Below are 25,791 nucleotides of genomic sequence, written 5' to 3' on the forward strand. Positions count from 1 at the left end.
TCACCGTCCGGACGCCAGGCCCTCCCGCACCGCCGCGTACGCCGGCTTCGTCACGAAGTCCTCGTCCATCAGGGTCGCCGCGCCCTGCCCCGTGAAGACGCCCGGCACCCACGAGTACTTGTCGGTGTAGCCCCAGACGGTGAAGGATGTGCAGCCGCGCGAGCCGAGGCAGGCGTCCAGCAGACCGCGGAAGTACGCCGCCTGGGTCGCCAGCTTCTCGGCGTCCACGGGCAGGACCATCCGCACGTCCACCTCAGTGAAGGCCGTCTGCATGCCCAGGCCGGCGAAGCGGGCGAGGTTGTCGGAGACATCGCCCGGGAAGCCGTACTGAATGCCCAAGTGGCCCTGGATGCCGAACCCTTGCACCGGTACGCCCTCGGCGCGCAGCCGGCTCGCCAGCTCGTAGTACGCCGTCGACTTCGCGTTGATCCCCTCGACGTTGTAGTCGTTGAGGAAGAGCTTCGCCTTCGGGTCGGCCGCGTGGGCCCAGCGGAAGGCGTCGGCTATGTACGACGGGCCGAGCTGCTGGAGCCAGATCGAGTTCCGCAGGGTGCCGTCGTCGTTGAAGACCTCGTTCACCACGTCCCACTGGTAGATCTCGCCTTTGAAGTGCTTCACCTCGGTGGTGATGTGGTCGTGCAGGATCCCTCTCAGTTCCGCCGCGTCGATCGACCCGTCCGCGACCCCCGTCGTCAGCCAGCCCGGCAGCTGGTTGTGCCAGAGCAGGGTGTGCCCGCGTACGGCCTGACCGTGGTCCCGCGCGAACCGCACCAGCGCGTCCGCCTCCGACCAGTCGTACGTCCCGCGCTGGGGTTCGACCGACTCCCATTTCATGACGTTCTCGGCCGTCACCGAGCTGAACTCGCGGGCGGTCGTACGGCGGTACGTGGTGTCGTCGGCCAGCGCCGTCATGTTCACGGCGGTGCCGATCCGGACGTCCGCCCGGTCGGCGAGTGCCCGGAGCGGGGCGGGCTGCGAGGAGTGCGCCGACGCCGGCTGCGCGACGCCCGTGACCAGCAGAGCGGCGCCCATCAGGGCGACTGCGGGCAGGCGGAGGTTCTTCATGTGCTGTCCTCTCATAGAAGTACGCGAAGGGCACGAAAGGGCGTGGGGACGTGGGGGCGTGGGCGTCAGCTGACGCGGTGGCTCTCCGGCGGGCCCAGGTACGTCGGTGTCAGTCCGCCGGTGTCGATCACCAGGCGCTGGAGCACCACGGTCGGGTCGACCGTCCAGAACGTCAGACGGTGCACGCCGGGCGCCGCGATCGTGTGCCTCGTCGACGTCAGGTTCACGTTGTCCGAGGTGTGGCGCGCCCACTGCTTGTTCATCAGGCCGTCGTCCGCGCCGGTGGCCGCGTGGATGTCGACCGTCTGCGGCTCGGCGCCGTCGAAGGAGAGCGCGTAGCGCAGGCCACCGGTCGCGAGCGCCGGGTTGCGCGGGGACACGTACGCCCAGACGGTCACCGCACCCGGCGTCAGCACGCTCACCTCGTACTCCAGGCGGGGCGATGCCGCACGCCCCGGCGTCTGACGGGCCGCCGTGACCGGGAACGGTGTCATCCCCGCCCCCGTACGGCCGATCCGTTCGATCCGCTGCCAGGTGCCCACGGCCCGCGCGTAATGGTCCGCGTCCACCGCGACATACCCGCCCGCCTCCACGAATCCCCGCAGGCCACGCGCCGACGGATGCTCGGCGATCACCGGTACGGTCACGACGGCACCCGCGCCGCGTACGGTGATCTCCGCCTCCGTACGGCCCAGGGGCGCCCGCGCCCAGTCCGCTTTCACCACGGCCCGCACCTGGTCCGAGACCCTCCCCCGCGGGCGGTCCACGGTGATCCACGGCACCGACACCTCGATCCGGTAGTCGAAGGCGTCACGGCCCCGGTTGAACACCTCGATGTACGGCGCCGGGCCCGTGCGGTACGGGTTCAGCACGACCGTCTCGTCCAGGGAGCCGTCGACGGCCACCCCCAGCTCGGCCGCGTCCGGAAGCGGGACGCGCCGCACCGCGGGGAACAGCACATCGGGCAGTGCCACGTTGTTCAGCTCCGGCTGCTGCCACCCCGCGTTCGCCCCGTACCGCTCCACATCCCCGTAGTCGATGTGCGGCTGCGTCTGGAAGCCGCGCCATTTCCCGCCCGCCACCTGGGAGTTGAAGCGCTCGGCAAGGGCCAGGTCCTTCTCCAGGCCCGCCTCCGCCGCTGCCGCCAGGCCGTTCGTCGCCGCCCGGCCCTGCTCGGCGTACCGCAGGTTCGTGAACTCCGCCTCCCGCAGTTCGTACAGGTTCGCCGTCGCCAGCACCTCGTACCCGACCAGCTCGAACCACGCGTCCTGCGCCGACTCCGGCAACCGCCGCGCGATCCGCCCGGCCCGCGCCGCGAGCTCCCGCCACTCGTCCGTCACCCGCTCCAGCTCGCGCCCGTAGAAGGGGGTGGCCTGGTCGTCGTACACGATGTCCGAACCGCTTCCCGTGATACGGCGGTTGAGCAGCTCGGGCTTCCGTCGCGACTGGAGTTGCCCGTACGTCGCCAGTACGTCCGCGATCTCCGAGGCCTGCGCCGGGCCGAAGTTCTGCCGGGCGTAACGGCGTTCCCACTCGCCGAGCGACGACAGGCCCCAACGGTCCGGATTCCAGGCGTAGTCGAGGAAGAACTCGGTGGGCAGCTCATTGCCCTTGAGGTCTCCGGCATTCGTGACCCACAGCCCGTGGTTCCCGTACGCGACGGCCTGGTGGAGCTGGTCCCACAGGTTCGGGAGGGAGGTCGTGTCCACCCACTTGTAGTTGCGGCCGGCCCCGACGTAGTCGAAGTGGTAGTACAGGCCGTAGCCGCCGGTCCGCGCGGGCTCGGCCGGGTCGGGATGCTTGCGGATGTTGCCCCAGTTGTCGTCGGTGAGGACGACCGTGACGTCGTCCGGCGCCCGAAGCCCCCGGTCCCAGTACCGCTGGACCTCCTTGTAGAGCGTCCACACCTGCGGGACCGAGGCCGGATCACGGCCGGTGACCTCGGCGATGATCTCCCGCTGGGCGTCGATGATCTCCCGCATCAGCTCGACGCCGTCGCCGTCCGGCAGGCTCGTGTCCCCGTTGCCGCGCATCCCCAGCGTGACGACGCCCTCGAAGTCCTGGTCGGCCATCCGCCGGATGCCCTCGCGCCAGTACGCCTTGATCGCGTCGGCGTTGCGGCGGAACGACCACTCCCCCGTACCGCCGTACGGGTCGTGTCCCGGCGTCACGACGGCTCCCCCGCTGTCGCGCACGGCGGGGACCGCGTGCCGGTTCCACTCCTCGATGCCCCGCATCATGGGCGCCTCGTGAGACGTGCCCATGACAATGCCGTACTCCTTGGCGCGGGCGTGGTTCTCGGGGTCGTCCTCGGCGAAGGCGCGGCCCCACACCGCCGGCCACAGGTAGTTCGCCTTCAGGCGCAGCAGCACCTCGAAGACCTTGGCGTAGAAGTCCGCGGTGAAGCCGCCCTCGTGGCCGGGGGCCTTGCCGGGGCCGAAGTACCCGGGCGCCCAGGTGCCCAGCGCCGGGTTCTCGTCGTTGATGAAGATCCCGCGGTACTTCACCGCCGGCGTGCCCTGCGTGTGCCGCCCCGGCAGCACGTAGAGCGCGTCGCGGTGGACCGGGCGTACGTCGTCCCACCAGTACCAGGGCGAGACCCCGATGCCGTACGAGACGTCGTACGCCCCGAAGATCGTGCCGCGCGGGTCGCCGCCCGCGACGACGAAGGCCCGGTCGACCCCGGGCATCGGCCGCTCCACGACGGTCTGCAGCGAGGTCTCCCACTTCCCCCGCACCCCTGTGACGTCCAGCTTCCCGGAGGCGACGAGCCCGTCGATCAGCGGGCTGCGCCCGATCGTCCCGACCAGGACGACCTCGCGCGCCATCGCGTCACCGGGCCGCACGCCCGTCACCCGCTCGATGTCGTCCCGGAGGTCCCCTGCCACCCGTACGACTCCGGGGTGATCCTCCTGGGAGACCACCACCGGGGCGCCCACGAGCGAGAACGCCCCACCGGTGAAGGAGATGTACGCGCCGGGGTCGGTGGCACGCGGCCCCGAGTCCGCCGCCCACGCCACCCCCGACAGCACCGGCAACGCGGCGATCCCGGCACCGAGAACGGTTCTGCGGCTGACGTCTCCAGACATGCCTCACCCCTAGCCCCGACGGCGTACGAATTTGCTCATCGGCATGACAAATAGTGGAGGGAGGGGCACGTGGGGGGAATGGGTCGTCGGCGTCGAATAGTTTCGGAGGTCCCGGCAAGCGGCTCCGGGCATGGCAAAGGGGCCCGTACGACCGAAGTCGTACGGGCCCCTTCTGGAGCTCTGAGGAGCTACCAGGCTGTCAAGCCAACAAGAACTACTTGTTGATCTTGGTGACCTGGCCGGCGCCCACGGTCCGGCCACCCTCACGGATGGCGAACTTCAGGCCCTCTTCCATGGCGACGGGCTGGATCAGCGAGACAGTCATCTCGGTGTTGTCGCCCGGCATGACCATCTCCGTGCCCTCGGGGAGGGTCACAACACCGGTCACGTCAGTCGTACGGAAGTAGAACTGCGGACGGTAGTTGTTGAAGAACGGCGTGTGGCGGCCACCCTCGTCCTTGGACAGGATGTAGGCCTGGGCCTCGAACTCGGTGTGCGGCGTGACCGAACCGGGCTTGATGATGACCTGGCCGCGCTCGACGTCCTCGCGCTTGATGCCACGGAGGAGCAGACCGACGTTCTCACCGGCCTGGCCCTCGTCGAGCAGCTTGCGGAACATCTCGATGCCGGTGACCGTGGTGGTGGTCTTCTCCTGCTTGATGCCGATGATGTCAACGGTCTCGTTGACCTTCAGGACACCACGCTCGATACGGCCGGTGACGACCGTACCGCGACCGGTGATCGTGAAGACGTCCTCGACGGGCATGAGGAACGGCTTGTCGACGTCACGCGCCGGGGTGGGGATCGCCTCGTCGACGGCGGCCATCAGGTCCAGGACCGACTGGCCCCACTCCTTGTCGCCCTCGAGCGCCTTGAGCGCCGAGACCTTGACGACCGGCAGGTCGTCGCCCGGGAACTCGTACTCGGAGAGGAGCTCACGGACCTCGAGCTCGACGAGCTCCAGGATCTCCTCGTCGTCCACCATGTCGGCCTTGTTCAGGGCGACAACGATGTAGGGAACGCCGACCTGGCGGGCCAGGAGCACGTGCTCCTTGGTCTGCGGCATCGGGCCGTCGGTGGCGGCAACCACGAGGATGGCGCCGTCCATCTGCGCCGCACCCGTGATCATGTTCTTGATGTAGTCCGCGTGACCGGGGCAGTCGACGTGGGCGTAGTGACGCGTCTCGGTCTGGTACTCGACGTGCGCGATCGAGATCGTGATACCGCGCTGGCGCTCCTCAGGAGCCTTGTCGATCTGGTCGAAGGCCGAGGCCTCGTTCAGGTCCGGGTACGCGTCGTGCAGCACCTTGGTAATGGCGGCCGTGAGGGTCGTCTTACCGTGGTCGATGTGACCGATGGTGCCGATGTTGACGTGCGGCTTAGTCCGCTCGAACTTCGCCTTCGCCACTGGGTCCTCCTGTGGAGTGGTTCTGGTACGCCTTACTCATCGGCGCCAGGTGATCTTTGCTGGGATGCCGCCCGCCGGGGTTTTCCCTCCCGGGTCGTCCCCGGCGGTCGGTGTCAAGCCTAAAGCGTGTAAACGGGGTGTGTTACTCGCCCTTGGCCTTCGCGATGATCTCCTCGGCGACGTTCCGGGGAACCTCGGCGTAGGAGTCGAACTGCATCGAGTAGCTTGCGCGACCCGAGGTCTTGCTGCGGAGGTCGCCGACGTAGCCGAACATCTCCGAGAGGGGCACGAGGCCCTTCACGAGGCGAGCGCCGTGACGCTCCTCCATGGCCTGGATCTGGCCACGGCGGGAGTTGATGTCACCGATGACATCGCCCATGGACTCCTCGGGCGTGGTGACCTCAACGGCCATCATCGGCTCGAGCAGAACGGGCGACGCCTTGCGCGCGGCCTCCTTGAAGGCCTGCGATCCGGCGATCTTGAAGGCGAGCTCCGAGGAGTCGACCTCGTGGTAGCCACCGTCGAGAAGAATGACGCGGACGCCCGTCATCTCGTAGCCCGCGAGGATGCCGAACTGCATGGCTTCCTGCGCACCCGCGTCGACCGAGGGGATGTACTCCCTCGGGATGCGGCCACCGGTGACCTTGTTCACGAACTCGTACGCCGGACCGTCGGCCTCGAGGATCGGCTCGATCGCGATCTGCACCTTGGCGAACTGACCGGTACCACCGGTCTGCTTCTTGTGGGTGTAGTCGTGACGCTCGACGGTCTTGCGGATCGTCTCGCGGTAAGCGACCTGCGGCTTGCCGACGTTGGCCTCGACCTTGAACTCGCGCTTCATACGGTCGACCAGCACCTCGAGGTGCAGCTCGCCCATACCACCGAGGATGGTCTGGCCGGTCTCTTCGTCCGAGTGAACGTGGAAGGAGGGGTCCTCCTCCGCGAGACTCTGGATGGCGACACCCAGCTTCTCCTGGTCACCCTTGGACTTGGGCTCGATGGCGACCTGGATGACCGGAGCCGGGAAGTCCATGGACTCCAGGATCACGGGTGCCTTGTCGTCACACAGCGTCTCACCGGTGGTGGTCTGCTTCAGGCCCATGACGGCGACGATGTCACCGGCGCCCACCGACTCGATCTCCTCACGCTTGTTCGCGTGCATGCGGTAGATCTTGCCGATGCGCTCCTTCTTGCCCTTGACGGAGTTCAGCACCGCAGTGCCGGCCTCCAGGCGGCCCGAGTAAACCCGGACGAAGGTGAGCTTGCCGAGGTGCGGGTCGCGCATGATCTTGAACGCGAGCGCGGACAGCGGCTCGTCCACCGACGGCTTGCGCTTGATCACGATCTCCGCGTCCTTCACGTCGTGGCCCTCGATGGCCTCGACGTCAAGCGGAGTCGGGAGGTAGCGCACGACCGCGTCGAGCAGGGGCTGGACGCCCTTGTTCTTGAACGCGGTGCCACAGAACACCGGGGTGACCGTGACGCCGTTGGACTTGCCGGACGCGATGGTGACGCGACGGATCGCGGCGTACAGCTGCTCCTCGGTGGGCTCCTGGCCCTCCAGGAACAGCTCCATGATCTCGTCGTCGTGCTCCGCGACGGTCTCGACCAGCTTGCCGCGGTACTCCTCGGCAGCCTCGGCGTGCGTGGCGGGGATGTCGATGACGTCGTACATCTCGCCCTTCTCCGCCTCGGCGGACCACACGAGCGCCTTCATGCGGACCAGGTCCACAACGCCCTTGAAGTCCATCTCGGCACCGATGGGCAGCTGCATGATGATCGGAACGGCGCCAAGCCGGTCCTTGATCATGTCCACGCAGCGGTGGAACTCCGCGCCGGTCCGGTCGAGCTTGTTCACGAAGCAGATGCGCGGCACGCCGTAACGGTCGGCCTGACGCCACACCGTCTCGGACTGCGGCTCAACACCGGCCACACCGTCGAACACGGTGACGGCACCGTCGAGGACGCGGAGCGAACGCTCCACCTCGACCGTGAAGTCGACGTGACCCGGGGTGTCGATGATGTTGATCGTGTAGTCGTTGTCCTCAAGCGGCCAATGACAGGTGGTAGCAGCAGAGGTGATCGTGATGCCACGCTCCTGCTCCTGCTCCATCCAGTCCATGGTGGCAGCGCCGTCGTGGACTTCACCGATCTTGTAGCTGACGCCGGTGTAGAAGAGGATCCGCTCGGTGGTGGTCGTCTTACCCGCGTCGATGTGAGCCATGATCCCGATGTTGCGGACCTTGGCCAGGTCAAGTGAAGTGGTAGCCATAAGGCTTCAGTCTTCTCTCGGTCTCGATGTGGGCTGCGACTACCAGCGGTAGTGCGCGAAGGCCTTGTTGGACTCGGCCATCTTGTGGGTGTCCTCGCGCTTCTTCACAGCGGCACCAAGGCCGTTGGACGCGTCGAGAAGCTCGTTGAGCAGACGCTCGGTCATCGTCTTCTCGCGACGGGCGCGGGAGTAACCGACGAGCCAGCGCAGCGCGAGCGTGTTGGCGCGACCGGGCTTGACCTCGATCGGAACCTGGTACGTCGCACCGCCGACTCGGCGGGACTTGACCTCGAGGGTCGGCTTGATGTTCTCCAGAGCGCGCTTGAGCGTGATGACCGGGTCGTTGCCGGTCTTCTCGCGCAGGCCCTCCATGGCGCCGTAGACGATGCGCTCGGCGGTGGAGCGCTTGCCGTTCAGCAGCACCTTGTTGATCAGGGAGGTCACCAGAGGGGAACCGTAGACCGGGTCGATGATGACCGGGCGCTTCGGGGCGGGGCCCTTACGAGGCATTTCTACTTCTCCTTCTTGGCGCCGTAGCGGCTGCGGGCCTGCTTGCGGTTCTTGACACCCTGCGTGTCAAGCGAACCTCGGATGATCTTGTAGCGAACACCCGGCAGGTCCTTCACACGGCCACCACGCACGAGCACGATGGAGTGCTCCTGCAGGTTGTGTCCCTCACCCGGAATGTAAGCGGTGACTTCGATCCCGCTGGTCAGGCGCACACGCGCGACCTTACGCAGGGCCGAGTTCGGCTTCTTCGGGGTGGTCGTGAACACACGCGTGCAGACGCCGCGACGCTGGGGCGAACCCTCAAGTGCGGGCGTCTTGTTCTTCTCGACCTTGTCCTGCCGGCCCTTCCGGACCAGCTGCTGGATCGTAGGCACTACTTCTCCGGTTTCTGTGTGCCGATGGTGAAGCTAACCTGGAACGTCGCCGACCCACGCGGTCGGGTGTGTCGAAGCTGCAGACTCCCGCCGCGAGGCGGAAAGAGCGCAGAATACGGTGGCCACCTACGGCTCCCCCTGTGCGGTTGAAGGCACGCACGGGAGCCAGGGCACACCCCAGGCACAAGGTCTGAGCGTACCTACCTCACGGACTTCGGTCAAAACAAATGCCGTGGGGCCCGACACGCCGGACTTGTCACGCTTCTCTTCGGCCGTCGCAGCCGGTCACTCTGTGAATATGTGCGGTTTCGCGGCGCTGACTATGAACCGTTCAGTACGTTGATCGGTCGCGGGGATGAGGGACGGGGGACGGGGGACTTCATGACGGCCGCACACTTACCGGGGGACGAGGGCCTGGACGACCGGGTGCCGTTCCTGGCCCGCCTGGAGAGCGAGGACCGCTCCGCGCTGCTCTCCCTCGGCCACGAGCTCTCCTTCACCCCCCGCATGGTGCTCCTGCACCAGAGCGAGCCGTCCTCGCACGTGCTGATCGTCACGCACGGCTGGACGAAGGTGACCGCGGCGGCCGCCAACGGTTACGAGGCGCTGCTCGCGCTGCGCGGTCCCGGCGACATCATCGGCGAGTCGGCCGCGCTCACCGGCCGCCCCCGCTCGGCCACGGTCACCGCCCTGGAACCCGTCCGCACTGTCGCAGTCGTCCGCGAACACTTCACGGCCTTCCTCGCCGGCTCCCCCGCCGTCTCCTTCGCCCTCCTCGGCCTCACCTCCGACCGGACGCGCGCCGCCGACCGCCGTCGCCTGGAATTCGCCTCCATGAGCGTCCGCGAACGCTTCGCCGCCCTCCTCCTCGACCTCGCCCGCACCAACGGCCGCCGCACCGCCGAGGGCATCGAACTCTCCGTCCCCCTGAGCAAGCAGGAGCTGGCGGGGTCGGTGGGGGCGTCGCGGGAGATGGTCCAACGGTTGCTGAAGGAGTTGCGCGAGCGGGGGGCGGTCGTGACGGGGCGGCGGGCGATGGTGATCGTACGGATGGATGTACTACGCCAGATCGCCCGAGGCTGAGCCGTTCTTCGCCCCCGCCGCCCCTACCCGTCCCATCCGTTCCTGGGGCTCCGCCCCAGACCCGTGGGCCGGTTCTTTGGCTGCGGGTGGGTGGGGGCTGGTCGCGCAGTTCCCCGCGCCCCTAACGGCTCGGGGCTGCGCCCCATCGCCCCCGGCCCGGGGTCTTTTTAGGGGCGCGGGGAACTGCGCAATCTTTTGGACCAGCCCCCACCCACCCGCACCCGACACACAACCGAACGGGGTCGAAGGGGCAGAGCCCCTGGGGATGGGACGGGTAGGGGCGGCGGGGGCGAAGAACCGTGGCTCAAGTGACGCCCGCCTGGTTCTGTGCACCCCGTCACACTTCAAGTGGGAAATCCGCCCTCACACATCGCCCCCCGTGGCCGCCACTCTGCTTGCCAGGCGCAAGGCCCCCACCGAAAGGCGACCATGACCGACCCCGTGAGCCGGACCATCCTTCTGCTGGACATCGAGAAGTACAGCGACCGGGACGACGTCGAACAGGCCTATCTGCGGCGGATGTTGTACGACATCACCGACCGCACCCTGGAAAGCGCGGGCATCGACGAACGCCTGAGGCTCCGCGCCGACCGCGGCGACTCCGTCATGGAACTGATCGACGCCAACGCCTCGGTCACCGCCCTCCTCCGCGCCCTCCTCACCGAGGTCCCCGTCCAGCTGCGCGCGGTCAACCGCATGGCATCCAGCTCCGCCCAGATCCGCCTGCGCGGCGTCGTCGCCACGGGCTACGTCGCCATCGACGACCACGACGGCTGGGTCGGCTCCGACCTGAACCACGCCTGCCGTCTCCTCGACGCCCAGCTGCTGCGCGCGGCCCTGCGCGAGCGGGCGGACGACTTCGCCCTGTGCGTCTCGGAGGGCGTGCACACGGGGATCGTGCGCCACGGCCACCCCGGCATCCCGGCGGAGGACTTCCACCCGGTGACGGTGGACAGCAAGAACGGTGCGCTGCGGGCCTGGCTGCACGGCCCGGTACCGCACGGCACCGACGACCACAGTGAAAAGGGGGGAGCCCCGGCGCCGGGTGACTCGGGGGAGAGCCCGGCGCCGGGCGCGGAACCGCCCGCTTCCCCCGGACCTGCCGGCCACGCCAGTTCCGCCAGTCCCGCCAGCCCTCCCGGCGGCGTCGTCATCCAGTTCAACGGCGGCTCCCCCACCTTCGGCGGCAGCTTCGTCAGCGGCGACCAGCACGGCGTCTCCGGCGGCCAGGTCACCGGAGACGTACACCTGGGCGGGTCCGGGGGTGAGTCGGCGTGACGGTGCCCCCGCCCGCGGCGCCGGCCCCCGACGACGTACCACCGGCGGAGCCCAGAGAGCCGCACCGGACCGCCGAACCGCACCACGCCGACGGCGACGACCACGGCGGCGAGCCCGTGGAGCGGACCCAGGAGGCCCGGGCCGCGCAGCGTGAACTCGTCGCGCACACCCCGGGGTTCATCTTCAACGAGGCCGCATCCGTCGGCGGCAGCCTGGTCGGCGGCTCCCAGCACGGCGTGTCCGGCGGCACCGCCCGTGATGTGTTCATGGGCGGCAAGACGGAAATCCACCACCACGGCCCGGCGGCCTCGGCGGCCTACGCCTCCGGAGAGATCCCCGGTCAGCAGCTCGACGCGCTGGCCGCGGTCTTCGTCGAGACCCCGGCATTCACGGCCGCCCTGGCCCGGCTGCGCGAGGAACGCGTCCTCGTCCTCGCGGGCGCCCACTCCAGCGGCCGGTACGCGGCCGCCCGCATGCTGCTGCGCCGCCTGGGCGTCCCCGCCGTGCACGCCCTCTCCTCGGAGACGAGCCCCGCGGCCCTGGGCGCGGGGCTTTCCGCGCCGGGCGGTCACGTCCTGCGCGACCTGCCGCTGAGCCGCAACCGGCCGCTGCGGGACACCCATCTGAACGTGGCCCGCGACCAGCTCAAGAAGGTCGACGGGTATCTGGTGGTGACCGTCGAGAACACCCCGTTCCTGCTGGGAGTCACTCCGTCCCGCTGGGAGGCACCGGAGGCGGCGGCCGTGCTGCGCGCACACCTGGCCGGACACCGGGACATCGACGGCCTCCTCGCTCTCTCCCCCGTGCGCGACTTCCTCTCCCGCGGCGCCCACCGTCCCGCCGAGGCCGCCAAGTTCGCGGCGGAGGTGGCTGGTTACGACGGCAGCGAGGAAGCGGCGGCGCGGCTCGCGGACTTCGGGCAGGCCGCGGTCGAGCAGCAGTGCCGGGAGTGGCTGAGCGACCCCGAAGCCACCCTGCGGGACAAGGCGTTCCTCATCTCGCTCGCCGTCTTCGACCAGGCACCCTACGTCCTCGCCGCCGAGCTCGCGGACCAGCTGTTCGTGCACTTCCAGCGACTCCAGCACCCCGAACAGCCGCCGGAGATCCCGGTGTTCGGGCTGGCCGCCGAGACGCGCCTGGAGCGGGCGCGGGCCACGGGGGAAGTGCGCGACGAGGCGACCGAATGGGGCGCGGTTCCGCAGTTCACGGCGTACTTCCGCAAGGAGAACACCCCGCGCGTCCTGCTCACCGAGGTGTGGACAGGCCATCCGTCGGCCCGGCCCGCGCTGGTCGCCTGGCTGAAGGAGCTGGCCCGCGACGGCCGCCCGGTCGTCCGGACCCGGGCCGCCGCGGCCACCGCGCTGCTCGCCCGTGCCGACCTGCCCTCGGCGGTGGCGCTGCTGATCGACGGCTGGGCCGTCTCCAAGGCCTTCGGCCCCCGGGTCACCGCGGCGAACACGCTCACACTCGCCCAGCTCCTCGACGCGCCCGTCGTGCTGCGCCTGCTCACCCAGTGGTGCACGGACTCCCACTGGGCCCGCCGCTGGACCGCGATCCGCGCCTTCGGACTGCTCACACCGCTCCGCCCCGACCTCGCGGGGCCCGCGCTGAGCGCGCTCGCCGCCCGGGCCCGCGCCGGGGGCAGCAGCCAGGCCGAGGCGGACAACCTGATCGATTCGACGGCCCTGCTGCTCTCCGTGGGCGTCCGGCGCGGCGAGATGCTCTCCGAGCTGGTGCGGCTGCTCCACCACGACACGGCCTCGGTCCGCGCGCTCGCGCTCGCCGCGTTCGTCCGTGCCTTGGACAACGACGAGGAGGACGCGCTCGTCGAGTGGTACGCCACCACGGGTATGTACGAGACGTACTCGGCCCACGACCTCGCCGCCCTCTGGCGCACCGCTCTCGGCGACCGCGCGCACACCCACGGAGCCCTGGACGCCCTGCACACCTGGGTGCACGTGGCCGAGCGCCGGGCGGACACGGCGCGGGCCCTGGAGTTCCTGCTGCCCGCGCTGGTCGTGACGGCGGACGACCGCAAGCGCCTCAGCCATGAGCTGCTCAACCTGCGCGCCCCGGACGGCGGCCCGCGCCCACCGATCGCCGACCGGCTGCTCGGCGTACTGATCCCCTCCACCACAGATCCAGATCCATCGAGGAGTTGAACCATGGCGGAGTTCCGCCGTCAGCCGGAGTGGCAGCAGGACGCGAACAGGCACAGCACGCTGAGAGACCCCGTGCTGACCGTGAAGCCCATCTCGCGCTTCGACTACACCGCCCGGCGTCAGATGACCGCGATCGACCACGCGCTCGTCTTCGTCACCGCCAAGGGCTCGTACGACGTCTACATCCCGCCGCACCGGCCGAGCCGTTCGGACGCGGCGACCCGCCGCTACACCTCGGTGTACGAGGTGGACATGGGCAGCCACCCGGTGCAGCTGGACCTGGAACTGCCCAGCGACGACGACGCGTTCTCCTTCGGCGCCACGGCCGATCTGACCTGGCGGGTGGCGGATCCGATCGCGTACGTGGCGAGCGGTGAGCGCGATGTGCCCACGCGGCTGACCCGTGAACTCCACCAGTTCGCACGGCCGGTCAGCCGCCGCTTCCCCATCGAGGACAGCCCGTCCGCCGAGCGCGCGGTCCAACAGGCCGTCGAGACAGGCGGTTTCGCGGCCGGCATCGGCCTCGCCGTGACCTGTGTCGTACGCCTTCGGCTGGACGACGAGGCGATCGCGCACCGCAAGCGTCAGCGCACCCTGCGCTACGAGTCCGAAATGCTCGACCCCGAGCACGAGTTCCGGCTGCGTCAGGCCCGGCTCCAGCACGAGCTGGAGTTCCTGCACCAGCAGCAGAACCATCAGCTGATCACCGAGAAGATCAACTTCTACCAGTACCACCTCCAGCACGGCGGCGTCGGCGCCTGGGCCCTGCACCTCGCCCAGCACCCCGAGGACACCCAGCTGGTCGTCGGCTCCATCCAGAGGGACCAACTGTCCATCATCAAGACCCAGTTGGAACTGATCGCCGGGGACACCCTGGAGGACTTCCAGAAAGCCGAGTCCGCCCGCTCGACCCTGCGCGCCGTCAACGACCTGATCCAGCAGCAGACCTCGCCGGCGCAGGACGGCGGCCAGGCGGCGCTGCCCGCGGGGGCGACACCCGGACAGCCGTACGTACCGCCGCAGCCGCCGTATCCGGGCCAGCCGTCCCACCCCGGCCAGCCGCCACAGCCCGGCGCACAGCCGTACGCACCTCAGCCTCCCTCCTCCGGTCAGCCTCCGTACGCCGGCCAGGCCCCGTACGCCGGTCAGCCCCCGTACGCCGGTCAGGCCGCGCCACCTCCCGCCCCTCCGCAGCAGCCGTACAGCCCGGCACCGCAGGACCAGCCACCGGCACCGCCGTACGGCCGGCAGCAGCCGCCAGGTGCCCCGTACGGCCCGCCGCAGCCGCCCAGCGCCCCCTACGCACCGCCGCCGCCGTACGCCGCCGCGGGCCCCACCCCCGTCGTGCCCCCGGCCCCCGGCACGGGAGAGCCCGCCACCTCCGACGTACCGCCGCAGGACTCCCCCGAAGCGGGGTCCGCGTGACCACCCCCGGCACCCTGCCCGTGACCGGTGGCGCCCGCACCGCCGAGCGGCTGCTCACCGAGTTGCGCGGCGAGATCGCCCGGGCCGACAGCAAGGCGTCCGTGCTGGTGGCGGCGCTCGGGATGACGGCGGGGGTGTTCAGCGGGCTGCTGGCCGGGCGGGGCTGGACGCCGAGAGAGCTGACCTGGGCCGGGACCGCCGTGTGGTGGGCCGGGGCAGCCGCCCTGGCGCTCTCGCTGTTCGCGCTGCTCCTCGCCGTACTTCCCCGCTACCGCCGCGGCTCCTGGGCGCCCGGCCAGCCGCTGTGCTACTTCGGCGACATCCAACAGGCCGTACGCGAGGGCCAGTTGGCCGCCGCGCTCGCCGACACCGACCGCGACCCCGCCGCCGGACTCACGGCGGCGCTCACCGAGACCAGCCGTATCGCCGCCCGCAAGCACCAGTGGATCCGCACCGGCCTGATCGCCTTCTGCGCCGGCACGGCCCTGCTGCCCACCGCCCTGCTCATCGGCTGACGTCCCCAGACAGCACGACCCGAAGGAGCCCCATGTCCCAGCCACCAGAACCGGCGTCCCCGGAGCCCCAGTACCCGGGCACGGCCACACCGCCGCCCGAGTACCCGGGCACCTCCGCTCCCCCGCCCTCGTACCCGGGAGCCGCCACCCCGCCGCAATACCCCGGCGCCGCGACCCCGCCCCCGTACCCGGGTGCCCCGGCCGCTCCCCCGCCCTACCCGCAGGCCACCCCCGCGCCGCCCCAGTACCCGACGGCACCTCCCGCTTACCCCGGCGCGCCCCCGCAGCACCCGGGAGCCGCGGCTCCGTACCCCGGCCCCGCCCCGCAGTACCCCGCCCAGGCCCCGCAGCCGGCCCCCTTCGTGCCGCGGCCCGCCGTCGCGCCCGACGACCTCGACTACCGCCACCAGGGCTCCCGCGTCCACGTGGCGGCTCATCAGCGGGGTGCCGACGCCACCGCGATAGGGCAGCTGGCGACGCAGATCCCGGGTTTCCTGGTGAGCTTCGCCGTGGTCGCGGCGGTCGCGGTGCCCTTGTTCGGCTCGGTGGTGGGATGGCTGGTCGTGCTGGCCTGGCTGGCCTCCGGGGCCCTCGTCTTCCACCGGCCCACCGAGCTGCTCTTCGCCCGGCGCGTGGTCAAGCTGCGGGCGCCGCTGGCGGAGGAGCGGGCGCGCCTGGAGCCGATCTGGCGCGAGGTCACCGCCCGCGCGGGCATCGAGGCGGACACCTACGAACTGATGGTGGAGAACAGCGACGACCTCAACGCGTCCGCGGTCGCCGGCCATGTCGTCAGCGTCACCACGTACTCGCTGAACCGGATCCCGAGCAGCAACCTCGCCGCCGTACTCGCCCATGAACTCGGTCACCACACCGGCGGTCACGCCTGGGCCGGGCTGCTCGGCCACTGGTACTCGCTGCCCGGCCGGATCGCCTGGGCGCTGACCCGGGGGCTCGCCCGGATCGCGCTCGCCGTCGCCAGTGTCTTCTCGCTGGCCGCGACCGGGATCCTGGTCCTCTTCATGGGGATGTTCGTGGTCTTCGGGTTCATCGTCGCCTGGTACATCACCATTCCCCTCGTCATCGCGCCCTACCTGCTCGCCTACGCCGGCCGCCTCGGCGAACTGCGCGCCGACCAGCAGGCCGCCGCCCTCGGCTTCGCGACCGAGATGGCCCAGGTCCTGCACCACTTCCAGGCCGAGGAGGACGCGGCGAAGGCGTACGCCGCCGCGCAGGGCAAGAGGCTCAAGGAGCCGGGCGGGCTGGCCAAGCTCCTGACCAGCCACCCGGACAACTACACCCGGCTGCGCGCCCTGGAGCCGTATCTGCAACTGCCGCGCTGAGGCCCGCACACGCCGAAGGGCGGCCACCCCAAGTGGGGTGACCGCCCTTCGTACTACCTACTGCCTAGCTCACTGGTTGTACGGACCGTAGTCGTAGTCCTCCAGCGGGACGGCCTGGCCGGAGCCCGTGCCGAACGGCGAGTAGTCGATGTCGTCGTAGCCGACGGCCGAGTACATCGCGGCCTTGGCTTCCTCGGTCGGCTCGACCCGGATGTTGCGGTAGCGGGACAGACCCGTACCGGCCGGGATGAGCTTACCGATGATGACGTTCTCCTTGAGGCCGATCAGGGAGTCGGACTTGGCGTTGATCGCCGCGTCCGTCAGAACCCTGGTCGTCTCCTGGAAGGACGCCGCCGACAGCCACGACTCGGTCGCCAGCGAGGCCTTGGTGATACCCATCAGCTGCGGACGGCCGGAGGCCGGGTGGCCGCCTTCCTGGACCACACGACGGTTCTCGGTCTCGAACTTCGAACGCTCGACCAGCTCGCCGGGCAGCAGCTCCGCGTCGCCCGACTCGATGATCGTCACACGGCGCAGCATCTGCCGGATGATGATCTCGATGTGCTTGTCGTGGATCGACACACCCTGCGAGTTGTAGACCTTCTGGACTTCGCCGACCAGGTGGACCTGGACCGCGCGCTGACCGAGGATCCGCAGCACGTCGTGCGGGTTGGTCGCACCGAAGGTGAGCTTCTGGCCCACCTCGACGTGGTCGCCCTCGTGCACCATGACCTTGGCACGCTTCGAGATCGGGAACGCCGTCTCGTCGCTGCCGTCGTCCGGGGTGACGACGATCTTCTTGGTCTTCTCGGTCTCCTCGATACGGACGCGGCCGGCCGCCTCCGAGATCGGGGCGACACCCTTGGGCGTACGAGCCTCGAAGAGCTCGACGACACGGGGCAGACCCTGGGTGATGTCGTCACCGGCCACACCACCGGTGTGGAAGGTACGCATCGTCAGCTGCGTGCCGGGCTCACCGATGGACTGGGCGGCGATGATGCCGACCGCCTCACCGATGTCGACCAGCTTGCCGGTGGCCAGCGAACGGCCGTAGCACATGGCGCAGGTACCGACGGCGGACTCACAGGTCAGGACCGAGCGGGTCTTGACCTCCTCGATGCCGTGCTTGACGAGCTCGTCGATGAGGACGTCGCCGAGGTCGGTGTTGGCCGGGGCCAGCACCTTGCCGTCGACGGTGATGTCCTCGGCCAGCGCACGTGCGTACACGCTGGTCTCGACGTTCTCCGCCTTGCGCAGGACACCGTCCGCGCCGCGCTCCGCGATGTGCAGCTTGAGGCCACGGTCGGTGCCGCAGTCCTCCTCGCGGATGATGACGTCCTGGGAGACGTCGACCAGACGACGGGTGAGGTAACCCGAGTCGGCGGTACGGAGGGCCGTGTCCGCCAGACCCTTACGAGCACCGTGCGTCGAGATGAAGTACTCCAGCACCGACAGGCCCTCACGGAAGGAGGCCTTGATCGGACGCGGGATCGTCTCGTTCTTGGCGTTCGACACCAGACCACGCATACCGGCGATCTGACGCATCTGCATCATGTTTCCTCGGGCACCCGAGTCAACCATCATGAAGATGGGGTTCGTCTTCGGGAAGTTCGCGTTCATCGCCTCGGCAACCTCGTTGGTCGCCTTGGTCCAGATCGCGATGAGTTCCTGCGTGCGCTCGTCCTTGGTGATCAGACCGCGCTCGTACTGCTTCTGGACCTTCTCGTCCTGAGCCTCGTAGCCCTTGACGATCTCCTTCTTCGCGTCGGGGACGACGATGTCGGAGATGGCCACGGTGACGCCGGAGCGGGTGCCCCAGTAGAAGCCCGCCGCCTTCAGGTTGTCGAGCGTCGCCGCCACGATGACCTTGGGGTAGCGCTCGGCCAGGTCGTTGACGATCTCGCCGAGCTGCTTCTTGCCCACCGAGTAGTCGACGAACGGGTAGTCCTCGGGCAGCAGCTCGTTGAAGAGCGCACGGCCCAGAGTCGTACGGAGGCGGAAGGTGTCACCCTGCTGCCACTCCGGCTCGCCCTCTTCGCGCGCCGGCGGGGTCCAGCCGCGCGGCGGGATGGTGCCCACCGGGAAGCGGATGTCGACGGCCGACTGGAGCGCGAGCTCCCCGGCGTCGAACGCCATCGTCGCCTCGGCGGTGGAGCCGAACGCGCGGCCCTCGCCCTTGACGTCGCGGAGTTCGCCGTCGGTGGTGAGGAAGAACAGACCAAGAACCATGTCCTGGGTCGGCATGGTGACGGGGCGACCGTCAGCCGGCTTCAGGATGTTGTTCGAGGACAGCATCAGGATGCGGGCCTCGGCCTGCGCCTCCGCGGAGAGCGGCAGGTGCACGGCCATCTGGTCACCGTCGAAGTCCGCGTTGAACGCGGTGCAGACGAGCGGGTGGATCTGGATGGCCTTGCCCTCGACCAGCTGCGGCTCGAAGGCCTGGATGCCGAGGCGGTGCAGCGTGGGCGCACGGTTCAGCAGAACCGGGTGCTCCGCGATGACCTCTTCCAGGACGTCGTAGACGACCGTGCGGCCGCGCTCGACCATCCGCTTGGCGCTCTTGATGTTCTGCGCGTGGTTCAGGTCGACCAGGCGCTTCATCACGAACGGCTTGAAGAGCTCCAGCGCCATGGCCTTGGGCAGACCACACTGGTGCAGCTTCAGCTGCGGACCGACGACGATCACGGAACGCGCGGAGTAGTCCACACGCTTGCCGAGCAGGTTCTGACGGAATCGACCCTGCTTGCCCTTGAGCATGTCGGACAGCGACTTCAGCGGACGGTTGCCGGGGCCCGTGACCGGGCGACCACGACGGCCGTTGTCGAAGAGCGCGTCGACGGCCTCCTGAAGCATGCGCTTCTCGTTGTTCACGATGATCTCGGGGGCACCGAGGTCAAGGAGTCGCTTCAGACGGTTGTTGCGGTTGATCACACGGCGGTACAGGTCGTTCAGGTCGGAGGTCGCGAAGCGGCCACCGTCCAGCTGCACCATCGGGCGAAGGTCCGGCGGGATGACCGGGACGCAGTCGAGGACCATGCCCTTGGGGCTGTTGGAGGTCTGCAGGAAGGCAGACACGACCTTCAGCCGCTTCAGCGCACGGGTCTTCTTCTGGCCCTTGCCGGTGCGGATGATCTCGCGGAGGCGCTCGGCCTCCTCCTCCAGGTCGAAGGACTCCAGGCGCTTCTGCAGCGCCGCGGCACCCATCGAACCGTCGAAGTACGTGCCGAAGCGGTCACGCAGCTCGCGGTAGAGGAGCTCGTCGCCTTCGAGGTCCTGGACCTTGAGGTTCTTGAAGCGGGTCCACACCTCGTCGAGACGGTCGATCTCGCGCTGCGCACGGTCACGCAGCTGCTTCATCTCACGCTCGGCACCTTCGCGCACCTTGCGGCGTACGTCGGCCTTGGCGCCCTCGGCCTCAAGCTCGGCTAGGTCGGTCTCGAGCTTCTTGGCGCGGGCTTCGAGGTCGGAGTCGCGACGGTTCTCGATCTGCTGACGCTCGACGGAGACGTGCGCCTCCAGCGAGGGCAGGTCACGGGTGCGGCGCTCGTCGTCGACGTACGTGATCATGTACGCCGCGAAGTAGATGACCTTCTCGAGGTCCTTCGGGGCGAGGTCGAGCAGGTAGCCCAGCCGCGACGGAACGCCCTTGAAGTACCAGATGTGGGTGACAGGAGCGGCCAGCTCGATGTGGCCCATCCGCTCACGACGCACCTTGGCGCGAGTGACCTCGACGCCACAGCGCTCACAGATGATGCCCTTGAAGCGGACGCGCTTGTACTTGCCGCAGTAGCACTCCCAGTCCCGGGTCGGACCGAAGATCTTCTCGCAGAAGAGTCCGTCCTTTTCGGGCTTGAGGGTGCGGTAGTTGATGGTCTCGGGCTTCTTGACCTCGCCGTGGCTCCACTGACGGATGTCGTCAGCGGTGGCCAGACCGATCCGGAGCTCATCGAAGAAGTTGACGTCGAGCACTATGCGTCAATCCCTCTCAGGGTTGTAAGTCTTAGGGGTCTGATACGGGGGTCCTGGGGCCGGCGGGCCTTGATCACCTTTTCCACAGGTGGCCAAGGCCCGGCCGGACTCCCGTCAGACCTCTTCGACGCTGCTCGGCTCGCGCCGGGACAGGTCGATGCCGAGCTCCTCCGCCGCGCGGAAGACGTCCTCGTCGGTGTCACGCATTTCGATGGACATACCGTCGCTGGACAGCACCTCCACGTTGAGGCACAGAGACTGCATCTCCTTGATGAGCACCTTGAAGGACTCGGGGATGCCGGGCTCAGGGATGTTCTCGCCCTTGACGATGGCCTCGTAGACCTTCACGCGGCCGGTCACGTCGTCGGACTTGATGGTCAGCAGCTCCTGGAGGGCGTACGCGGCGCCATAAGCCTCCAGCGCCCACACCTCCATCTCACCGAAGCGCTGGCCACCGAACTGGGCCTTACCACCCAGCGGCTGCTGGGTGATCATCGAGTACGGACCGGTCGACCGAGCGTGCAGCTTGTCGTCGACCAGGTGGTGGAGCTTGAGGATGTACATGTAGCCGACGGAGACGGGCTCCGGGAACGGCTCGCCGGAGCGGCCGTCGAACAGCGGGGCCTTGCCGGTCGGGAGGACCATGCGCGAGCCGTCGCGGTTCGGGATGGTGTGCTGCAGCAGACCCGCGAGCTCGTCCTCACGCGCACCGTCGAAGACGGGGGTGGCGACGTTGGTGCCCGGGGCGACCTGGTCGGCACCAATGGCCTGCAGGCGCTGCGCCCAGTCGTCGGCGAGACCGGAGACGTCCCAGCCGCGGCTGGCGAGCCAGCCGAGGTGGATCTCCAGAACCTGTCCCGGGTTCATTCGGGACGGCACACCGAGCGGGTTGAGGATGATGTCGACCGGGGTCCCGTCCTCGAGGAACGGCATGTCCTCGATGGGCAGGATCTTGGAGATGACACCCTTGTTGCCGTGGCGGCCGGCGAGCTTGTCACCGTCCGTGATCTTGCGCTTCTGCGCCACGTAGACACGAACCAGCTGGTTCACGCCCGGCGGCAGCTCGTCGCCCTCTTCACGGTCGAAGACGCGGACGCCGATGACCTTGCCGATCTCGCCGTGCGGCACCTTCAGCGAGGTGTCGCGCACCTCGCGTGCCTTCTCACCGAAGATCGCACGGAGCAGACGCTCCTCCGGGGTCAGCTCGGTCTCACCCTTGGGCGTGACCTTGCCGACCAGGATGTCGCCGGCGACGACCTCGGCACCGATGCGGATGATGCCGCGCTCGTCGAGGTCGGCGAGGACCTCTTCGGAGACGTTCGGGATGTCCCGGGTGATCTCCTCGGGGCCGAGCTTGGTGTCACGGGCGTCGACCTCGTGCTCCTCGATGTGGATCGAGGAGAGGACGTCGTCCTGCACGAGGCGCTGCGACAGGATGATCGCGTCCTCGTAGTTGTGACCCTCCCACGGCATGAACGCCACGAGCAGGTTCTTGCCGAGCGCCATCTCGCCGTCCTCGGTCGCGGGACCGTCGGCCAGGACCTGGCCTTCGATCACGCGGGCGCCCTCGTCCACGACAACCTTCTGGTTGACGGAGGTGCCCTGGTTCGAGCGGGAGAACTTGTGCAGGCGGTACGTGGTGTACGTGCCGTCGTCGTTGGCGGTGGTGACGTAGTCCGCGGAGACCTCCTGGACCACACCGTCCTTCTCCGACTTGAGTACGTCGCCGGCGTCGACGGCGCAGCGGTACTCCATGCCGGTGCCGACGAGCGGCGCCTCGGACTTAATCAGCGGCACGGCCTGACGCATCATGTTCGCGCCCATGAGGGCACGGTTGGCGTCGTCGTGCTCGAGGAACGGGATCATGGCGGTCGCGACCGACACCATCTGGCGCGGGGAGACGTCCATGTAGTCGACGTCGTCACCGGGGACGTAGTCGACCTCTCCGCCACGACGGCGGACCAGGACGCGGGACTCCTCGAAGCGGAGCTCGTCCGTCAGCGGCGCGTTGGCCTGCGCGATGACGAATCGGTCCTCTTCGTCGGCCGTGAGGTAGTCGACCTCGTCGGTGACGACGCCGCCGGTGACCTTGCGGTACGGGGTCTCGACGAAACCGAACGCGTTGACCCGGCCGTAGGAGGCGAGCGAGCCGATCAGACCGATGTTCGGGCCTTCAGGGGTCTCGATCGGGCACATGCGGCCGTAGTGCGACGGGTGCACGTCACGGACCTCGAAGCCGGCCCGCTCACGGGAGAGACCACCCGGGCCAAGCGCCGACAGACGGCGCTTGTGGGTGAGACCCGACAGCGGGTTGTTCTGGTCCATGAACTGCGACAGCTGGCTGGTGCCGAAGAACTCCTTGATGGAGGCGACGACCGGCCGGATGTTGATCAGGGTCTGCGGCGTGATCGCCTCGACGTCCTGGGTCGTCATGCGCTCGCGGACGACGCGCTCCATACGAGCCAGACCCGTGCGGACCTGGTTCTGGATGAGCTCGCCGACGTTGCGCAGACGACGGTTGCCGAAGTGGTCGATGTCGTCGGTCTCGACGACGATCGAGGCGCCGTTGTCACCAACGGTCTCGGTCTCACCGGCGTGCAGCTTCACCAGGTACTTGATCGACGAGATGATGTCCTCGACGGTCAGGATCCCGGCGTCCAGCGGCGCTTCGCTGCCGAGCTTCTTGTTCACCTTGTAGCGGCCGACCTTCGCGAGGTCGTAGCGCTTCGGGTTGAAGTAGAGGTTCTCGAGCAGCGTCTGCGCAGCCTCACGCGTCGGGGGCTCGCCCGGACGCAGCTTGCGGTAGATGTCGAGCAGCGCGTCGTCCTGGCCCTGGGTGTGGTCCTTCTCCAGGGTGGCGCGCATGGACTCGTACTCGCCGAACTCCTCGAGGATCTGCTCGGTCGTCCAACCGAGAGCCTTGAGCAGGACGGTGACGGACTGCTTGCGCTTGCGGTCGATGCGGACACCGACCATGTCGCGCTTGTCGATCTCCATCTCCAGCCAGGCACCCCGGGACGGGATGACCTTCGTGGAGAAGATGTCCTTGTCGGACGTCTTGTCGATGGAGGAGTCGAAGTAGACGCCCGGCGAGCGGACGAGCTGCGACACCACGACACGCTCGGTGCCGTTGATGACGAAGGTGCCCTTGTTGGTCATGAGCGGGAAGTCGCCCATGAAGACCGTCTGGGACTTGATCTCGCCGGTCTCGTTGTTGGTGAACTCAGCCGTGACGAAGAGCGGGGCCGCGAACGTGAAGTCGCGGTCCTTGCACTCGTCGATGGAGTTCTTGGGAGGCTCGAAGCGGTGGTCGCGGAAAGTGAGCGACATCGACCCGGAGAAGTCCTCGATCGGAGAGATCTCCTCGAAGATCTCTTCCAGACCGGACTTCGTGGGGACGTCCTGTCCACTGTCCAGAGCCGCCTCGACACGAGCCTTCCACGCGTCGTTGCCGAGCAGCCAGTCGAAGCTCTCGGTTTGCAGCGCAAGAAGGTTCGGAACCTCGAGGGGCTCCTTGATCTTTGCAAAGGAGATGCGCAGCGGGGCGGTGCTGGCGCCGTTGTTCGTATTCGCGGTCGAGGCAGTGCGCGAGGCGGCCAAGAGGGGGTCCTTCCGAGGGCTCGGACTCACTACGCGCGTACCGGCCCCCCACTGGGACACAGAGACAGGTCGTTCCTGATTCAGCCGGATAAGGCCAGGTCAGGGATGATCAAGTCATCGGTGCTCAAGCGAGGGCATGCCCCTGGTGACGGGCAGGAGGCAGCTAACAGGCAGCGCAAAGGGTCAGTGTAGCCACAAGGCCCACTGATGTCCAGTCCCGGTTTTTTGAGACCCTCGTTGTTCTCAACACCTGCGGCAAGCCACGCCCTCAATGCACATCGATACTGCCCTCTTCGCCGTCGATCCATGCCTCGGATCCGGATCGTTGTGACGACGCGTCCTGAGAATTGCGCGCTGCGTGCGGTTCGTCAAGGCCCCCCATGCCCTGAGCAAGTGCTGCGATCGTCACGTGCCGCCCGTCTTGCAACCCGTCCTGCAGCCCGTCACGGGCGGCTGGAGACACGAACGAAGATCACCATACTCGTCGCGACCGACAGCGCAAGGCAGCCGCTACGGGCACCCCCTGGAACGCCGAAGAGCGACCACCCAGATGGGTGATCGCTCTTCAGTGCGTCAGCGTTACAGCGCTACTTGAGCGGCTGTATCAGCCCGCGAGAGGAGTCGTGACGACTCGTCGGGTCACTTGACCTCGACGGAGGCGCCGGCGCCCTTGAGGGACTCGGCAGCCTTCTCGGCGGCCTCCTTGGCGACCTTCTCGAGGACGGGCTTCGGAGCGCCGTCGACGAGGTCCTTGGCCTCCTTCAGGCCCAGCGAGGTCAGCTCACGCACGACCTTGATGACCTGGATCTTCTTCTCGCCGGCACCCGTGAGGATGACGTCGAACTCGTCCTGCTCCTCAGCGGCCTCGGCCGGGGCGCCGGCGGCGGCGGGACCCGCAACGGCGACCGCGGCGGCGGCGGTGACGTCGAACTTCTCCTCGAAGGCCTTCACGAACTCGGCGAGCTCGATGAGGGTGAGGTTCTCGAACTGCTCGAGCAGCTCTTCCTGGGACAGCTTCGCCATGATGGCGTCCTTCCACTAATTCGGCAGGTGCCGGATGTACTGGTGAGGCGGGCGTACGTTCGGCCCGCTACGACCGTCGCCTCAGGCGGCGGCGGTCAATGCGCGAGCCGAATTACTCGGCACCGCCCTGCTCGGCCTGCTTGGCACGAAGCGCCTCCGCGGTGCGGACGAACTTCGAGGGGAGCGCCTGGAAGAGCGAGGCAGTCTGGGACTGCTTGCCCTTGAACGCACCGGCCAGCTTGCTGAGCAGAACCTCGCGGGACTCAAGGTCCGCAAGCTTCTTGATCTCGTCGGCGGACAGCGCCTTGCCGTCAAGGACACCGCCCTTGATGACGAGGTTCGGGTTGTCCTTGGCGAAGTCACGAAGACCCTTCGCCGACGTCACCGGGTCACCGGTGATGAAGGCGACCGCCGTCGGACCGTTGAACAGGTCGTCGAGCGTGGAGATCCCGGCCTCGTTGGCCGCAATCTTGGTCAGCGTGTTCTTCACCACGGCGTACTGGGCGTCTTCACCGAGCGAACGACGCAGCGTCTTGAGCTGCGCCACGGTGAGACCCCGGTACTCGGTCAGCACGGCGGCGTTCGAGCTGCGGAACGCATCCGCGAGCTCGGCTACCGCGGCAGCCTTGTCGGGCCTTGCCATAAGCGTGGCCTCCTTCCGGGTGATGAGGACCGCTC

At 68.5% G+C, this 25,791-nt stretch carries 16 protein-coding genes; 6 read left to right on the forward strand and 10 right to left on the reverse strand.

Translation table 11 applies throughout. From position 1 onward, the window contains the following. From OIC96_RS18990 to rpsL, 6 genes are all read right to left on the reverse strand, one after another. Positions 1-1,065: an endo-1,4-beta-xylanase gene (locus tag OIC96_RS18990; protein ID WP_330306703.1), complete on the reverse strand. Its 1,065-nt coding sequence runs from the start codon at positions 1,063-1,065 to the stop codon at positions 1-3. Positions 1,066-1,130: 65 nt separating this feature from the next. Then, on the reverse strand, positions 1,131-4,154 hold the full coding sequence (locus tag OIC96_RS18995) for a glycosyl hydrolase 115 family protein (RefSeq protein WP_330306702.1): 3,024 nt from the start codon (positions 4,152-4,154) through the stop codon (positions 1,131-1,133). 214 nt (positions 4,155-4,368) lie between these two features. Further along, complete coding sequence (tuf, locus tag OIC96_RS19000) at positions 4,369-5,562, reverse strand: elongation factor Tu (protein WP_330306701.1); 1,194 nt, start codon at positions 5,560-5,562, stop codon at positions 4,369-4,371. A gap of 142 nt (positions 5,563-5,704) precedes the next feature. Further along, a complete protein-coding gene (gene fusA / locus OIC96_RS19005) occupies positions 5,705-7,834 on the reverse strand; it encodes an elongation factor G (RefSeq protein ID WP_330306700.1) in 2,130 nt (709 codons plus the stop codon). Positions 7,835-7,873: 39 nt separating this feature from the next. Further along, a complete protein-coding gene (rpsG, locus tag OIC96_RS19010) occupies positions 7,874-8,344 on the reverse strand; it encodes a 30S ribosomal protein S7 (protein WP_003974303.1) in 471 nt (156 codons plus the stop codon). 2 nt (positions 8,345-8,346) lie between these two features. Beyond that, entirely contained in the window at positions 8,347-8,718 is a 372-nt protein-coding gene (gene rpsL / locus OIC96_RS19015) for a 30S ribosomal protein S12 (protein ID WP_003948652.1), read from the reverse strand. Between the two features lie 381 nt (positions 8,719-9,099). On the opposite strand from rpsL, the gene OIC96_RS19020 reads away from it, so the two are divergent. The 6 genes from OIC96_RS19020 (at position 9,100) to OIC96_RS19045 (ending at position 16,521) form a co-directional block, all read left to right on the forward strand. Continuing rightward, a complete protein-coding gene (locus OIC96_RS19020; RefSeq protein WP_330306699.1) occupies positions 9,100-9,801 on the forward strand; it encodes a Crp/Fnr family transcriptional regulator in 702 nt (233 codons plus the stop codon). 429 nt (positions 9,802-10,230) lie between these two features. Then, positions 10,231-11,079 carry a hypothetical protein gene (locus tag OIC96_RS19025; protein ID WP_330306698.1) on the forward strand — a complete coding sequence of 283 codons (849 nt, stop codon included), beginning with the start codon at positions 10,231-10,233 and terminating at the stop codon, positions 11,077-11,079. Then, positions 11,076-13,241, forward strand: coding sequence for a hypothetical protein (locus tag OIC96_RS19030; protein ID WP_330306697.1), 2,166 nt, complete (start codon positions 11,076-11,078; stop codon positions 13,239-13,241). Before OIC96_RS19025 ends, OIC96_RS19030 begins: the two co-directional genes overlap by 4 nt. Positions 13,242-13,244: 3 nt before the next feature. After that, positions 13,245-14,666, forward strand: a complete 1,422-nt coding sequence (locus OIC96_RS19035; RefSeq protein ID WP_330306696.1) for a PE-PGRS family protein — start codon at positions 13,245-13,247, stop codon at positions 14,664-14,666. Further along, the gene (locus OIC96_RS19040) at positions 14,663-15,181 is read left to right on the forward strand and encodes a Pycsar system effector family protein (protein WP_330306695.1); all 519 of its coding nucleotides are present in this window, start codon (positions 14,663-14,665) and stop codon (positions 15,179-15,181) included. Before OIC96_RS19035 ends, OIC96_RS19040 begins: the two co-directional genes overlap by 4 nt. Before the next feature lie 32 nt (positions 15,182-15,213). Further along, on the forward strand, positions 15,214-16,521 hold the full coding sequence (locus OIC96_RS19045) for a M48 family metalloprotease (protein ID WP_330306694.1): 1,308 nt from the start codon (positions 15,214-15,216) through the stop codon (positions 16,519-16,521). Positions 16,522-16,590: 69 nt separating this feature from the next. Here OIC96_RS19045 and OIC96_RS19050 read toward each other — a convergent pair whose 3' ends face one another. The 4 genes from OIC96_RS19050 to rplJ all read right to left on the reverse strand — a co-directional run bounded on the left by OIC96_RS19050 (position 16,591) and on the right by rplJ (position 25,756). Further along, positions 16,591-20,490, reverse strand: coding sequence for a DNA-directed RNA polymerase subunit beta' (locus OIC96_RS19050; RefSeq protein ID WP_330306693.1), 3,900 nt, complete (start codon positions 20,488-20,490; stop codon positions 16,591-16,593). Between the two features lie 114 nt (positions 20,491-20,604). Beyond that, positions 20,605-24,090, reverse strand: coding sequence for a DNA-directed RNA polymerase subunit beta (gene rpoB / locus OIC96_RS19055; RefSeq protein ID WP_330306692.1), 3,486 nt, complete (start codon positions 24,088-24,090; stop codon positions 20,605-20,607). Between the two features lie 639 nt (positions 24,091-24,729). Beyond that, positions 24,730-25,113: a 50S ribosomal protein L7/L12 gene (gene rplL, locus OIC96_RS19060; protein WP_148010012.1), complete on the reverse strand. Its 384-nt coding sequence runs from the start codon at positions 25,111-25,113 to the stop codon at positions 24,730-24,732. 112 nt (positions 25,114-25,225) lie between these two features. Beyond that, the gene (rplJ, locus tag OIC96_RS19065) at positions 25,226-25,756 is read right to left on the reverse strand and encodes a 50S ribosomal protein L10 (RefSeq protein ID WP_330306691.1); all 531 of its coding nucleotides are present in this window, start codon (positions 25,754-25,756) and stop codon (positions 25,226-25,228) included. Positions 25,757-25,791 lie beyond the last annotated feature (35 nt).

The sequence above is a fragment of the Streptomyces sp. NBC_00775 genome (genome assembly GCF_036347135.1).
GTDB lineage: Bacteria > Actinomycetota > Actinomycetes > Streptomycetales > Streptomycetaceae > Streptomyces > Streptomyces lutosisoli.